Here is a 13,531-nt window from a genome sequence, read left to right as displayed (position 1 = left end):
GCAGATGACGCAGAAACCGCCACGGGTCGTCGCGACCGGCGACGCACTGCAGCTGATCGAACGGCTGCGCGCGTCGCACGGCGAGCTGATGTTCTTCCAGTCCGGCGGCTGCTGCGACGGCAGCGCGCCGCTGTGCTTCGCAAACGGGGATTTTCCGCTGTCGGAGGCGGATGTGCTGCTCGGCGAGATCGGCGGCGTGCCGTTCTACATGAGCCACGGGCAGTTTGAATACTGGCGGCACACGCAGCTCATCATCGATGTCGTGCCGGGCAACGGCGGCATGTTCTCGCTCGACAACGGCACCGGCAAGCGCTTCCTCACGCGCTCCCGGCTCTTCACTGACGAGGAGTGCGCTGCGCTGGCCTGAGGCGGCGATACATGGTGTTGCGCGAAATGCCGAGCGCCCTGGCGGCGGCGCTGACGTTGCCGCCATGTTCGCGCAGTGCCTGCTCCATCGCCGACAGCGCGATCTGCTGCAGCCCCGCCGGCTGCGCGTGCCCGGTCTGCGCCGTATCGGCGGTCACGTCTTCCAGAAAATCCTCAGGCAGGTGTTCGGGCCGGATCTCGCCGCCCTCGCCGGCCATCAGCAATGCGGTACGCAACAGGCTGGCGAGCTGGCGGATATTGCCCGGCCAGGCATGGCGGCGGAACAGCGCCATCGCTTCCTCGCTTACCCGGGCCGGCCTACTGCCCGCCGATTCCAGCATCAGCAGCCTGTCGATCACCTGCGCGAGATCCCTGCGGTCGCGCAGCGCCGGCAGCTTCACCACCAGGCCGTTGAGCCGGTAGTACAGGTCTTCGCGGAAGGCGCGCGCGGCAATCATGTCGCGCAGGTTGCGGTGGGTGGCGCACACCAGCGCGACATCGACCGGAATCGCCGCGCGGCCGCCGAGCGGCGTCACCGTTCTTTCCTGCAGCACGCGCAGCAGCCGCGCCTGCATCGCCAGCGGCATGTCGCCGATCTCGTCGAGGAACAGGGTGCCGCCGTGGGCCTGCACGATCTTGCCGGCGCTGCCCTTCTTTCTGGCGCCGGTGAAGGCGCCGTCCTCGTAGCCGAACAGTTCCGACTCGATCAGGCTTTCCGGAATCGCCGCGCAGTTGACGGCGACGAAGGGTCCGCCCGCGCGCGGCGAATCCTGGTGGATGGCGCGCGCGAGCAATTCCTTGCCGGTCCCGGTCTCGCCGGTGATCATCACCGGGATGTCGCGGCCGATGACTTTTTCCACCTTCGCCAGCAGGCCGGCGACCTGCGCATCGCCGGTGTCGAGCGCGCGCAGGCTGGCCATGCGCGGCGCCGCGGCGGCGGCGGGCAGCTCGGCCGGCGACAGCCGGTTCGCCAGCCGCAGCTCGGCCCGCGCATAGACCCGCACGCCGCTGTGCAGGCACAGGTCGAGCAGCCCGGGCGCCGCCGAGCGGTAGTGGTCCATCAGCGCCGACACCGGAAGGCCGAACAGCGACGGCAGGCTGTGCGCGCGCAGCGCGGCCAGCGGCAGGCCGAGCTGGAACAGGCCGTTGCGGTTGGCGGAGAGGAAGCGCCCGCCGGGCGTGAACGAGGCGATACCCTCCATCAGGGTGCCGATGAATTCCGGCCGGCTGTGGAAGTGCAGCGTGATCGCGTCCTGGAACACCGCCGAGAACAGCTGGTTTTCGATCATCTGCGCCGACATGCGCACCAGCGCCATCGTGTGGCGATGGTAGCTGTGCTGTTCGCCGCTGACGTCGAGCACGCCGACCACCTTGCCCTCGTGGTCGAAGATGGGCGCGGCGGAACAGGTCAGGAAATGATTGGCGCGCAGATAGTGCTGGCCGGCGTGCACCAGCGACGGCACCCGTTCGGCGATCGCGGTGCCGATCGCATTGGTGCCCTTGCACTGCTCGGACCAGCCGGCGCCCGGCCGCAGCGCGACGCGGTCGGCCTTGCGCAGGAAATCGTCATCGCCGACGGAATGCACGATGGTGCCGCCGGCATCGGTCAGCACCACCATGCTGTGGGTGCCGGCGATCTGTTCGTGCAGGGTTTCCATCACCGGCAGCGCGTGCCGGTACAGGAGGCGGTTGCGCTCGACCAGCAGCGCCAGTTCGGCGCGGCCGAGCGGGCTGAAGTCGGGCAGGCTGTGGGCATCGAGACCGTAGGCGGCGGAGCGTTGCCAGGACTGTTCGATGATGCGGCCGATGGCGGCCGGTTCGGGAACGGCGCACTCCTGCGGGGCCGGCACGCGGGATGCGTCCGTGCCCGGCTTTCCCGCTCGCGGGTCTGCGGTCTGGGTCATGTCTTGTCTCCACCGGCGGCGCCGGGAATCATGGTCCCGGCTGCATCGTCAGCGCAGTGTAGCACCGCCGCGGCGGCGGAAACTGCGCCAATTTGACACAGTTTTCCGCTGCCTCAGGTGCTTGCTTTTCCGCACGCTCCCTGGCGCGAGCGGCGCCGGGAAGCAGGCCGGCCGGCATCCGCCGCGGTGCCGCGGGCACGCTCGACGAAGGCCGACAGGTAATCGATGTCGCCGTCGGACTCGCGCATGCCGAGGAATATCTGCTTGGCGATGCCCGAGCGCCCCAGCCGCAGCGCGCGCACGTCGACCTTCCGCGCATACTCCGCGACGAGCCAGGCGGGAAGCGCGGCGACGCCGCGGCCGCTGGCCACCATCTGCAGCATGATGTCGGTGGTTTCAATCACCTTGTGCCTGCGCGGCTGGCATCCCGCCGGCAGCAGGAAATGGGTGTAGATGTCCAGGCGTTCGACCGGCACCGGATAGGTGATGAGCGTTTCTTCGCACAACTGCTCCGGCGAGACCCGGCCTTGCGCGGCGAGACGATGGCCGCTGCCGACCACCAGCACCTGTTCGTAGTCGAATACCGGTTCGAAGCGCAGGCCGCGCCGGGGCAATGGATCGGGCGTGACCAGCAGGTCGATCTCGTAGCCGAGCAGCGCCCCGAGACCGCCGAACTGGAACTTCTGCTTCACATCCACATCGACGTCCGGCCACGCCGCCAGGTAGGGCGACACCACCTTGAGCAGCCATTGATAGCAGGGGTGGCACTCCATGCCGATGCGCAGGATGCCCCGCTGCCCCTGCGCATACTCGCGCATGAGGTTCTCGGCATGCTCCAGCTGCGGCAGCACCCGCTCGCCCAGGGCCAGCAGGTGGCGCCCGGCCTGCGTCAGCCGCAGCTGCCGGCCCTCGCGCCGCCACACCGTGATGCCGAGCGCCTGCTCCATCTTCTTGATCGCGTGGCTGAGTGCCGACTGCGTCAGGCACAGGGTATCCGCCGCCGCCGTGAGCGAACCCTTGCGGTCGACTTCACGGATGATCGCCAGGTGGCTCCTCTCTATCGTCATATATGAACAGAATTAATAAATTCCTGAAATAATGCCACTTCTGCTCATGGGGGAGAAGCCCTACCATGCTCCCGTCCATTCACAGGGAGCAGGCATTGGCTACGACGCACAACCTCGGTTATCCGCGCATCGGCGCGCATCGCGAACTGAAGTTCGCGCTCGAAAAATACTGGCGCGGAGAAGCTTCCCGCGCCGAGCTGACCGCCGTCGGCACGGAGCTTCGCCGGCGGCACCTGGCCAGCCAGGCCCTGCTCGACCAGGTGCCTGTCGGCGATTTCTCGTTCTACGATCATGTGCTGGACATGAGCTTCACGCTCGGCAATGTTCCGCAGCGGGCGCGCAGGCCGGGCAGCGATGCGCTCGACGAGTATTTCCGCGTGGCCCGCGGCAGCGCGGCGCACGGAGACTGCGCCTGCGCGGCCGCGGGCGAAATGACGAAGTGGTTCGATACGAATTACCACTACATCGTGCCCGAGTTCAGCGCCGACACCGCGTTCTCGCTCGACGCCTCCCGGCTTCTGAGCCAGCTGGAAGAAGCAAGGCAGTCCGGCGTGCGCGGCAGGCCGGTCATCATCGGCCCCCTCACCTACCTGTGGCTGGGCAAGGCCCGGGACCAGTCCGACAGGCTTGCCCTGCTGCCGCGCCTGCTGCCGGTGTATCGCGAACTGCTGCGGCAGCTCGCCGCCGCCGGCGCGGAGTGGGTGCAGGTCGACGAACCCGCGCTGGTGACCGAACTGGACGCGGGGTGGCGCGACGCCTGTGCAAGGGCATACGAGGCCCTCGGCGGCTGCGGCGTCAGGCTGCTGCTGACCACCTACTTCGGCGAATTGCGCGAGAACCTGCCGCTGGCCTGCGCGCTGCCCGTCGACGGCCTGCATATCGACGCGATCAGCGCGCGCGCCGAGATCGCGGCGGCCGTCAGGCTGCTGCCGGCGGACCGCATCCTGTCGCTCGGCGTCATCAATGGCCGCAATGTCTGGAAGACCGATCTGCACGCAACGCTGGAATGGCTGGAACCCCTTCACCACCTGCTGGGCGAGCGGCTCTGGCTCGCGCCCTCGTGCTCGCTTCTTCACGTACCCATGGATCTCGCGGGCGAAGACAGGCTCGATGCTGATATCCGCTACTGGCTGGCCTTCGCCGTGCAGAAACTGGAAGAACTGCAAGTGCTGGCGGGCGCCCTGAACAAGGGGCGGGCGCATGTGCAGGAAGCGCTGGTGGCGAACAACGCCGCCATCGCAAGACGGCGCGCATCCGCGCGCGTGCACAAGCCCGAGGTGCAGCAGGCACTGAGGAAGCTCGACGCGTCGCACGCCAGGCGCGTCAGCCGCTACGCGCAGCGCAGGGAGAAACAGGCGGCGGCGCTGAAGCTGCCGCTCTATCCGACCACCACGATCGGATCGTTTCCGCAAACCGCCGCCATTCGCGAGGCGCGCAGACGCCTGCGGCGCGGCGACCTCGGCGACGATGCCTACCGCCTTCTGATGCGGGAAGAGATTGCCCGATGCGTGCGCGAACAGGAGGCCCTGGGCCTGGACGTGCTGGTGCACGGCGAAGCCGAGCGCAACGACATGGTCGAGTATTTCGGCCAGCAGCTAGAAGGCTGCGCGATCACCGAACACGGCTGGGTGCAGTCCTACGGCTCGCGCTGTGTGAAACCGCCGCTGCTGTACGGCGACGTCCGCCGTCCGAAAGCCATGACGGTGGACTGGATGGTCTACGCCCAGTCGCTGACCGAAAAACCGATGAAAGGCATGCTCACCGGCCCCGTCACCCTGCTCAACTGGTCGTTCGTACGGGACGACCAGCCGCGCGCGGCGACATGCCGTCAGCTGGCGCTCGCGGTGCGGCAGGAGGTGCTGGACCTGGAGCGCGCGGGCATACGCATCATCCAGATCGACGAAGCCGCGCTGCGCGAAGGCTTGCCGCTGCGCCGCTCCGAATGGCGCGAGTACCTGCGGTGGGCGGTCGAGGCGTTCGGCATCGCCGCCGGCGGCGTGCGGGACGACACCCAGATCCATACCCACATGTGCTACTCGGAGTTCAACGATATCGTCGATGCCATCTCGGCGCTCGATGCGGATGTCATCACCATCGAGACGTCGCGCTCGAACATGGAACTGCTCGACGCCTTCGACAGCTTCGAGTACCCGAACGCCATCGGCCCCGGCGTCTACGACATCCACTCTCCCAACGTTCCCGGACGCGGGCAGATCGTGGCACGGATGCGCGAGGCGGCGCGCCGCATTCCTCCCGCCCGGCTGTGGGTCAACCCCGACTGCGGATTGAAGACACGCAGCTGGGAGGAAGTCAGGCCGGCATTGAAGAACATGGTGGACGCTGCCCGCGAGCTGCGCGGCGGCTGAGACCGACGGCACGTGGATGGCTCAGGCGCCGACCTCTCCGCTGAGGCTGACCGGAAACTGATCGCGCACGGTTTCTGCGCTCATTCCGAGGGCAAGCAGGCAATGCAGCTTGGCGTAGGCCGCCTCGAAGCACATGTCGGCGGCGCCGATGACGCCCGCTGCACGCATGCCGGCGCCGGCGGCGTAGGTGCCGATCGCCACCCGGCCATGCGGCGACTGGCTGCAGGCGACGACCACGCAGCCGTCGGCGCTCGCCCGGCCGAGCATGTCGAGCAGGGCCGGGTCACGGTCGGGCGCGTTGCCGGAGCCGTAGCATTCCAGGATCAGTCCCCGCGGACGCAGCCCGAGCAGCGCGTCGAGCGCCGCCAGCGGCATGCCGGGCACGAAGCGCAGCGGCAGCACGGTGTGCGTGAAGGCGGCGGGCAGGGCAAATGCTTCGCGCTGCGGGCGCGGCAGCAGCGCCGCGCGGTTGAAGACGATGTCGATGCCGGCTTCCGCCAGCCACGGATAGTTGAGACTGTCGAAGGCCGCCATGCGCTGCGCGCTGACCTTGGTCGCGCGGTTACCGCGCAACAGCCGCTGGTCGAAGAAGAGCGCGACTTCGCTGAGGTCGTCGGATGCGGCCAGCTGCAGCGCCGTGATCAGGTTGCGCGCCGCGTCCGAGCGCTCGACGCCGAGCGGAATCTGCGACCCGGTGACGATCACGGGCTTGCGCAGGCCGCGCAGCATGAAGGACAGCGCGGCCGAGGTGTAGGCCATCGTGTCTGTCCCGTGCAGCACCACGAAACCATCGTAGTCGTCGTAGCGGGCGGCGATGTCGGCCGCGATGCGCAGCCAGTCGGCGGGCGTCGCGTTGGAGCTGTCGATCGGGTCGGCGTAGGCATGCAGCGTGCAGCGCGGCAGCCGGTCGCCGTAGCCGTCGAGCAGGTCCGACAGCACCTCCGCGAAGTTCTCCATCGGCGCATAGCCCTGCGCGGTGCGGGTCATGCCGACCGTGCCGCCGGTGTAGAGGAGAGCGATATGTCTGCGGCTCATGCGCGCGTGTTCCAGTAATGGGGTTGAACGAGTTCGGCCAGCCGCTGCGCGACGAGATCGGTGACATCGATCACCTGCTTGCGCGTCGGCAGCAGCGGGATCAGCGGCAGCTCGGTGCAGGCCAGCAGCACCGTATCCGATTCGAGGCGGTCGATCAAGCCGGCGAACTGCTGCCGCACGCCGGGCGCGTCGCCGCCTGCCGCCTTGACCTCGTAGATCAGCCGGTGCAGCTCGCGCGCCTGTGCCGGCTGCGGCAGTTCCACCTGCACATGCTGCGCCAGCCGCCGGTAATGCGACCAGGGACCGAGATCGGTGACCGGCCGCGCGCCGAGCAGGGCCACACGGTCTATGCCCTGCGCGCGCAGCGCATGCAGCGCGACATCGGCGAACGACACCAGCCGCGCCGGCAGTCCGAGCGCTTCCAGCCGGTCCTGATAGTGATTGAGTGTGTTGCAGGCGATCGCGTAGTAGTCGACGCGCTGCGCGAGATCGGTGGCGCAGCGGCGCAGGCAGTCCCACACGGCGATGTCGTTCTGCTCGAGTTCCATCGACAGTCCGAGCGCGGGTTCCGACACGATGGAGACCGCGGGCGCGTCGAGGTCGCCGCGGTAGGCGGCGCCATACAGCCGCCGGTTGGCACGCAGCAGCTTGGTCCAGAGATCGATGCCCGCTTCCGGGCCGGATCCGGTGATGATGCCGATACGCGGAGTCTGCATGAATGGATGAATGTAAAAAAACAGGGCCGGCTGTTTTCGCCGGCCCCGTCGGTCCGCCTGTCGCTTACTTCACGACGGCGAGTTGCTCGCGCTTGCCGCCCTTGTAGGTGTACAGGGTCAGCGTGCCTTCCTTGATGTCGCCCTTGTTGTCGAAGGCGATGTTGCCGGTCACGCCCTGGTAGTTGATCTTCGCCAGTTCGGGCAGGTACTTCTTCGGATCGCTCGAGTTGGCCTTCTGCATCGCGGTGGCCATGACCATCACGGCGTCATAGACGTACGGTGCGTAGATCTGGACGTCGGCGTTGAACTTCTTCTTGAAGTTGGCGCGGAAGTCTTCCATGCCCTTCTTCTGCGCTTCCTGCACGCCGCCCGCTTCCGCGCAGACGACCTGGTTGTCGCCCAGCGCGTCGCCCGCCAGCTTGGCCAGCGCCTCGGTGCAGATGCCGTCGCCGCCCATGAACTTGGCGTTGATGCCCAGCGCCTTCATCTGGCGCAGCATCGGGCCTGCCACCGCATCCATGCCGCCGAAGAACACGACGTCGGGCTGCTTGGCCTTGATCGCGGTCAGGATGGCGTTGAAGTCGGTCGCCTTGTCATTGGTGTACTGCTGCGCGACGATGTCCACGCCCTTGGCCTTGGCGCCCTTCATGAATTCCTGCGCCACGCCCTGGCCGTAGGCGGTACGGTCGTCGATGACGGCGACCTTCTTCGCCTTGAGCTGGTCGGCTGCGTAGCGGCCGAGGGTGCCGCCGAGCTGGCCGTCATTGGCCACCACGCGGAAGGCGGACTTGAAGCCCTGCTGGGTGTACTTCGGATTGGTCGCGGACGGGGAGATCTGCGGAATGCCGGCGTCATGGTAGATCTTGGAAGCCGGGATGGTGGTGCCGGAGTTCAGGTGGCCGATCACGCCGTGGACCTTGGCGTCGACCAGCTTCTGCGCGGCGGCCGTGCCCTGCTTCGGATCCGCGCCGTCGTCTTCGGCCAGCAGTTCGAACTTGACCTTCTTGCCGCCGATGGTCACGCCCTTGGCGTTGAGCTCGTCGATCGCCATGCGGGCGCCGTTTTCATTGTCCTTGCCGAGGTGAGCGATGGCGCCCGAGATCGGGCCGACGTGGCCGATGCGGACGACCTCTTCCTGCGCGGATGCAGCACCTGCGAAGGCAAATGCAATCGCACCCGCCAACGGAATCATTTTTGTCTTGAACATCTTGTTTTCTCCTTGAGGGTTTGAACGAAGTGAAGGTACTGCAATGCTCGCCTATGCCGCCGCGTGCACGGGCGAATCCTGTATAGCCTCGTCCTCGAAGCCGCGCGCCAGGGCGGCGCGGCGCGGCAAGGGGAACGGGGCGCTGCTGCTGGCCCGGACCCGGTCCAACGAAAAACGGCGCAGTTGTGTTGACACGCTCTGGTTGATCGCGATCATGGCCTGCATCAGCAGCAGGTCCACTTCGCTCGCCGCCGCCTCGGGCTTGCCCGGGCGGGCCGGCGTCTGCTGCTCGACGATGCAGCGGAACACGTCTTCCAGCGTCACTTCGCTCGGCTCGCCGGCGAGGCGCCAGCGATCGAGGCACTCCCCGTCCCGGCACAGCACCCCGGCGCGGCCGAGCGCATGGCAAAGCTTGCCGAGTTCGCGCGCGGGGCGGCCGGTTTCGTCTTCGAGCTGGGAAATGCTGAGCGCCCGCGGCGCGCGCGAGACCATCTTGGCGAGAATCTGCGTGGTGGCGATGAAACGGGCGTGCAGGACCGCATTCCCGAGCAGGTAATCGTGTGTCATCCATGTCTCCTTTGTGAGGTTACGCCGCGGCGGAAACGGTCCGGTTTGTGGCCGGCCTTCCCTGCTGCGGGTATTGCCCGTCGTGGCTTTTTTTTAATGATGACCCCGTATGACTCTTTTGTTGAAAGAGCTGCCACAACTGGATCGCAACTTTAGGAGCAATCCTGCAGGAGCGCCATTTCGCTACCTGACGCCAGTTGATGCTGGTTGATGCTAAACTCGCGCCAACCAGCATCAACTCGATTCCAGACAGAAAGGAAAGGCATGCCGGACACCCATGTTCGCGGCGCGCAGGCGGCCCAGCGCGAATTCTGCGAAAACCTGCGCATGCTGTGCAGCTACTACCGCTCGGTGGCGGACGTCTGCCGCAAGCTCAACATCAACCGCGCCCAGTTCAACCGCTACCTGAACGGCTCGAGCAAGCCCTCGACCCATACCCTGGAACGCATCTGCGATTTCTTCGGGGTGGAGGCGGCCGAGATTTTCCTGCCGCGCGAGCACTTCCGGCAGGTGGTCCAGGTGCGGCCGCGCCAGCGCATGGAGCGCGCCGTCCATGCCGAGCACATCGCCCGGCTGCAGCACCAGAGCACCGGCAAGTTCGACAAGTATCTCGGCTATTACTACGAGTACTACCATTCGATGAGTTCGCCCGGAAAGGTGCTGCGCGGCCTGGTGCACATCTTCAGCCACGACGGCGCGGTCTACCACGAGCGGCTCGAGCGGTTTCCGCGGCATGCCAATCTCGACGAGACCTACCGCTGCAAATACCTCGGCGGCGCCTTCTATCTCAACGACCGCATCTTCCTGGTCGACTATGAATCCCTGACCGGCAACGAGATCGCGCAGACCATCCTGTTCCCGACCTACAAGAACAAGGTGGCGCGGCTGTCGGGACTCATGCTCGGCGTCTCGTCGAGCAATCAGCGCGCGATCGCCTGCGCCCGGGTAGTATTCGAATTCCTCGGCAAGGACATCGACCGCCGCCGCGCGATGCGGCGCTGCGGGCTGTTCGATCCGCAGGACGGCGATATCGACGCATCCATACTGAAGGTCATCGACAATTCGCCGCACAAGGACCAGCACCACTTCTACACCATCCCGCTATAGCCTTCATGCAGACACCGGAACTGATCGAGCGCGGCCGCGAGCCGTACCAGGCCACCTTCGACGCCATGCGCGCCTACACCGATGCGCGCGGGCCGGACACCGCCGACCAGCTGTGGATCGTCGAGCATCCGCCGGTGTTCACGCTCGGGCTCGGCGCCGACCGCAGCCATGTGCTCGACGCCCACGGCATCGACGTGGTGCAGACCGACCGCGGCGGCGAAGTCACCTACCACGGGCCGGGCCAGGTGGTGGTCTACCTGCTGATGGATCTGCGCCGGCGACCGGGGGCGCGGCTGTTCGCGCGGGAATTCGTGCACAAGATCGAGCAGGCGGTGATCGAGACCCTGCAGGCGTATAATCTCGCGGGTGAACGCAAGGCCGGCGCGCCGGGCATCTATATGGCCGACGGCAGCTTCCAGGGCGCGAAGATCGCCGCGCTCGGGCTCAAGGTCCGCGGTAACGGCTGCACCTATCACGGCGTGTCGCTGAACGTGGACATGGACCTCGCGCCTTTCTCATGGATCAATCCCTGCGGCTATGCCGGCCTGCAGACGGTGGACATGAAAACCGTCGGCGTCACTGCCCCGTTGGGCGACGTCCAGCGGGCATTGAGCCGCAAGCTGATCGATTTGTTAACAGCGTGAGAGACACGCTTGTCGTTGCGCCGAAGCGGCGGACGAAGGAACCGAGATGACCACCGACAAAGCCCCCCTTGCCGCCGCCGCCGAACCGGCCGCCTACAATCCCAGCGAGAAGCAGAAGGGCGCCGGCAAGACCGCGCGCATCCCGATCAAGATCGTGCCGGCCGAGCGCCTGGCCAAGCCGGACTGGATCCGCGTGAAGGCGGCGTCGCCGACCACCCGCTTCTATGAAATCAAGGACATCCTGCGCCAGAACAAGCTGGTGACGGTATGCGAAGAAGCGAGCTGCCCCAACATCGGCGAATGCTTCGGCAAGGGCACCGCGACCTTCATGATCATGGGCGACAAGTGCACCCGCCGCTGCCCGTTCTGCGACGTCGGCCACGGCCGTCCCGATCCGCTCGATCCCAGCGAGCCGGAAAACCTCGCGAAGACCATCGCCGCGCTGCGCCTGTCGTACGTGGTGATCACCTCGGTCGACCGCGACGACCTGCGTGACGGCGGCGCCGGACATTTCACCGACTGCATCCGACGCGTGCGCGAGCTGTCGCCCAATACCCGCATCGAAATCCTCACACCGGACTTCCGCGGCCGCATGGACCGCGCGCTGGAAATCCTCAAGGCCGCGCCGCCCGACGTCATGAACCACAACCTGGAAACCGTGCCGCGCCTGTACAAGGAGGCCCGCCCCGGCTCGGACTACCAGTATTCGCTGAGCCTGCTCAAGCGCTTCAAGGACCTGCATCCGGAAGTGCCGACCAAGTCCGGCTTGATGGTCGGCCTCGGCGAGACCGACGATGAAATCCTGCAGGTGATGCGCGACCTGCGCGAGCACGGCGTCACCATGCTCACCATCGGCCAGTACCTGATGCCCTCCGGCGACCACCTGCCGGTGCGCCGCTATGTGCATCCGGACACGTTCAGGATGTTCGAGGACGAGGCCTACAAGATGGGCTTCGTGCATGCGGCGGTGGGCGCCATGGTGCGCAGTTCGTACCACGCCGATCTGCAGGCGCACAACGCCGGCGTCGTCTGATTGTCGGCTGTGTCGGCTGTCCGCAACGGCAGCCGGCGGGTTTGACGAAGTTAAAGGGGTGAAGCCCGCGCCGGGCGCACAATCCGGGGTTGTATGCTGCGCCGCAGCAGCGGGCGCTTGAGATTTGTCGCCCCCATCAAATCCGGTTACAAAGCGGAACGAACTTCACCTGACCTGCCCTGCCTTACCTGCAGACATGATCACCTGGACTGAAATCACCCATTTCGGCGATCTCACGATCACCGCCTTCGCCGCACTCGCCATCGCCGCCTGGCTGCTGGCCGAGGGCGAGCAGCGTCTCGCCTTCTGGTGGAGCCTGCTGTTCTCGTTCGGCATGGCGATCGTGGTCGCCACCAAGATCGCCTTCATCGGCTGGGGCATCGGCATACGCGCGATCGACTTCGCCGGATTCTCCGGGCACGCGATGCGGGCGACGGCGGTATTGCCGGTACTGTTCTACCTGATGCTGGAGCGGGCGCCGCGCAGCCTGCGGGCGCTCGGCGCACTGGCCGGCCTCGCGGGGGGCATGCTGGTCGGCGTCTCGCGGGTCGCGCTGCATGCGCATTCGGTATCCGAAATCGCGCTCGGCTTCCTGCTCGGCGCCTCGGTCAGCGTCGGCTTCCTCTGGATCGCCAGCTGCACGCTGCGCCGCCACGTCTTCACCCCGCTGCGGCTGTCGCTCTCCTTGCTCGCCCTGCTGCATGCGCCCTATGTGTATCCGGCGCCCACCCAGCAATGGCTGACCAAGGTCACCCTGCTCATCACCGGTCACGAACAGCCTGTGTCGCGGGGGGCATGGCGCGAGGGGCGGGGTCCGTCAGCGAAGGACGGGACGAGTATTCAGTAGACGGCGGGGCCGGCCCGAGAATGCCGCGGTACAGGCCTTGCTCCGGACCGGCGCCGGAAGCAGGCAGCAACGCCTGCCCTGCCGTTTTCAGGCCGCCAGCGCCTTCTCCAGCAACTGATGCAGCGCCGCGAAATCCGGCTCACCCACATAGCGCTTGATGATCTGCCCATCCTTGTCGATGACGAACGTGGTCGGTGTCAGCTGCACGTCGCCGAAGGACTTCGCCACCTCGCCCTGCGTGTCGAGCGCGACCCTGAACGGCAGCTGCCGGGTCTGCGCATAGTTGAGCACATAGTTGGGCGGATCGTAGCTCATGGCCACCGCGACGAAATCCAGCCCGCGGTCCTTGTACTTGTTGTAGGTCTCGACCATCGCCGGCATCTCCTTGATGCAGGTGGTGCAGCTGGTCGCCCAGAAATTGACCATCACCACCTTGCCGCGCAGGCTCTGCATCGGCAGCTTCTCGCCGGTGATGCTGCTGAAGGTGACCTCGGGCGCGGGCTTGGACGTGGACAGCGACAGATAGCCGACGACGGCGAGCGCGGCGACGATGAGCGCAATGGCGATCTTGACCAGGTTGCGGGTACGGGAACTGGCGATTTCTGCTTCCATGACGGGGCGGCGTAAGAAGGTGCGGGAAGGTGCGGATAGCGCGATTATAGTTCTCCGCGC

The 13,531-nt window shown here is 66.6% G+C and carries 13 protein-coding genes; 6 read left to right on the top strand and 7 right to left on the bottom strand.

What is annotated here, in order from left to right:
* The first annotated feature begins 4 nt into the window (after positions 1–4).
* Positions 5–367 carry a DUF779 domain-containing protein gene (locus tag NCCP691_RS03695; RefSeq protein WP_220806905.1) on the top strand — a complete coding sequence of 121 codons (363 nt, stop codon included), beginning with the start codon at positions 5–7 and terminating at the stop codon, positions 365–367.
* Here the strand turns inward: NCCP691_RS03695 and NCCP691_RS03690 are convergent.
* Together NCCP691_RS03690 and NCCP691_RS03685 are read right to left on the bottom strand one after the other, a co-directional pair.
* Positions 336–2,270 (bottom strand): sigma-54-dependent Fis family transcriptional regulator, encoded by a 1,935-nt coding sequence (locus NCCP691_RS03690; RefSeq protein WP_220806904.1) that lies wholly within the window; start codon positions 2,268–2,270, stop codon positions 336–338. The genes NCCP691_RS03695 and NCCP691_RS03690 overlap by 32 nt on opposite strands.
* Positions 2,271–2,383: 113 nt before the next feature.
* Positions 2,384–3,337, bottom strand: a complete 954-nt coding sequence (locus tag NCCP691_RS03685) for a LysR family transcriptional regulator (RefSeq protein WP_220806903.1) — start codon at positions 3,335–3,337, stop codon at positions 2,384–2,386.
* A 95-nt stretch (positions 3,338–3,432) separates the two neighbouring features.
* Between NCCP691_RS03685 and metE the strand changes: the two genes are divergently transcribed.
* Positions 3,433–5,703 (top strand): 5-methyltetrahydropteroyltriglutamate--homocysteine S-methyltransferase, encoded by a 2,271-nt coding sequence (gene metE / locus NCCP691_RS03680; RefSeq protein WP_220807178.1) that lies wholly within the window; start codon positions 3,433–3,435, stop codon positions 5,701–5,703.
* A gap of 21 nt (positions 5,704–5,724) precedes the next feature.
* On the opposite strand, the gene NCCP691_RS03675 is transcribed toward metE, so the two are convergent.
* From NCCP691_RS03675 to NCCP691_RS03660, 4 genes are all read right to left on the bottom strand, one after another.
* Complete coding sequence (locus NCCP691_RS03675) at positions 5,725–6,738, bottom strand: asparaginase (protein ID WP_220806902.1); 1,014 nt, start codon at positions 6,736–6,738, stop codon at positions 5,725–5,727.
* Complete coding sequence (locus NCCP691_RS03670; protein ID WP_220806901.1) at positions 6,735–7,454, bottom strand: aspartate/glutamate racemase family protein; 720 nt, start codon at positions 7,452–7,454, stop codon at positions 6,735–6,737. The genes NCCP691_RS03675 and NCCP691_RS03670 overlap by 4 nt, the downstream gene beginning before the upstream one ends.
* A 64-nt stretch (positions 7,455–7,518) precedes the next feature.
* Positions 7,519–8,661, bottom strand: a complete 1,143-nt coding sequence (locus tag NCCP691_RS03665; protein WP_220806900.1) for a branched-chain amino acid ABC transporter substrate-binding protein — start codon at positions 8,659–8,661, stop codon at positions 7,519–7,521.
* Positions 8,662–8,712: 51 nt separating this feature from the next.
* Entirely contained in the window at positions 8,713–9,228 is a 516-nt protein-coding gene (locus tag NCCP691_RS03660; protein WP_220806899.1) for a hypothetical protein, read from the bottom strand.
* Between the two features lie 264 nt (positions 9,229–9,492).
* On the opposite strand from NCCP691_RS03660, the gene NCCP691_RS03655 reads away from it, so the two are divergent.
* The 4 genes from NCCP691_RS03655 to NCCP691_RS03640 all read left to right on the top strand — a co-directional run bounded on the left by NCCP691_RS03655 (position 9,493) and on the right by NCCP691_RS03640 (position 12,859).
* Entirely contained in the window at positions 9,493–10,335 is an 843-nt protein-coding gene (locus NCCP691_RS03655) for a helix-turn-helix domain-containing protein (protein ID WP_220806898.1), read from the top strand.
* A 5-nt stretch (positions 10,336–10,340) separates the two neighbouring features.
* Positions 10,341–10,979, top strand: a complete 639-nt coding sequence (gene lipB / locus NCCP691_RS03650; protein ID WP_220806897.1) for a lipoyl(octanoyl) transferase LipB — start codon at positions 10,341–10,343, stop codon at positions 10,977–10,979.
* A gap of 46 nt (positions 10,980–11,025) precedes the next feature.
* On the top strand, positions 11,026–12,012 hold the full coding sequence (gene lipA / locus NCCP691_RS03645) for a lipoyl synthase (protein ID WP_220806896.1): 987 nt from the start codon (positions 11,026–11,028) through the stop codon (positions 12,010–12,012).
* A gap of 196 nt (positions 12,013–12,208) precedes the next feature.
* Entirely contained in the window at positions 12,209–12,859 is a 651-nt protein-coding gene (locus NCCP691_RS03640) for a phosphatase PAP2 family protein (protein ID WP_220806895.1), read from the top strand.
* Between the two features lie 87 nt (positions 12,860–12,946).
* Here the strand turns inward: NCCP691_RS03640 and NCCP691_RS03635 are convergent, their stop codons facing one another.
* Entirely contained in the window at positions 12,947–13,471 is a 525-nt protein-coding gene (locus tag NCCP691_RS03635; protein ID WP_220806894.1) for a TlpA family protein disulfide reductase, read from the bottom strand.
* Positions 13,472–13,531: the final 60 nt, after the last annotated feature.

It is taken from the genome of Noviherbaspirillum aridicola, assembly GCF_019656455.1.
In the GTDB taxonomy this organism is placed as follows: Bacteria; Pseudomonadota; Gammaproteobacteria; order Burkholderiales; family Burkholderiaceae_D; genus Noviherbaspirillum; species Noviherbaspirillum aridicola.
This window is presented reverse-complemented; position numbering and strand designations above follow the sequence as displayed.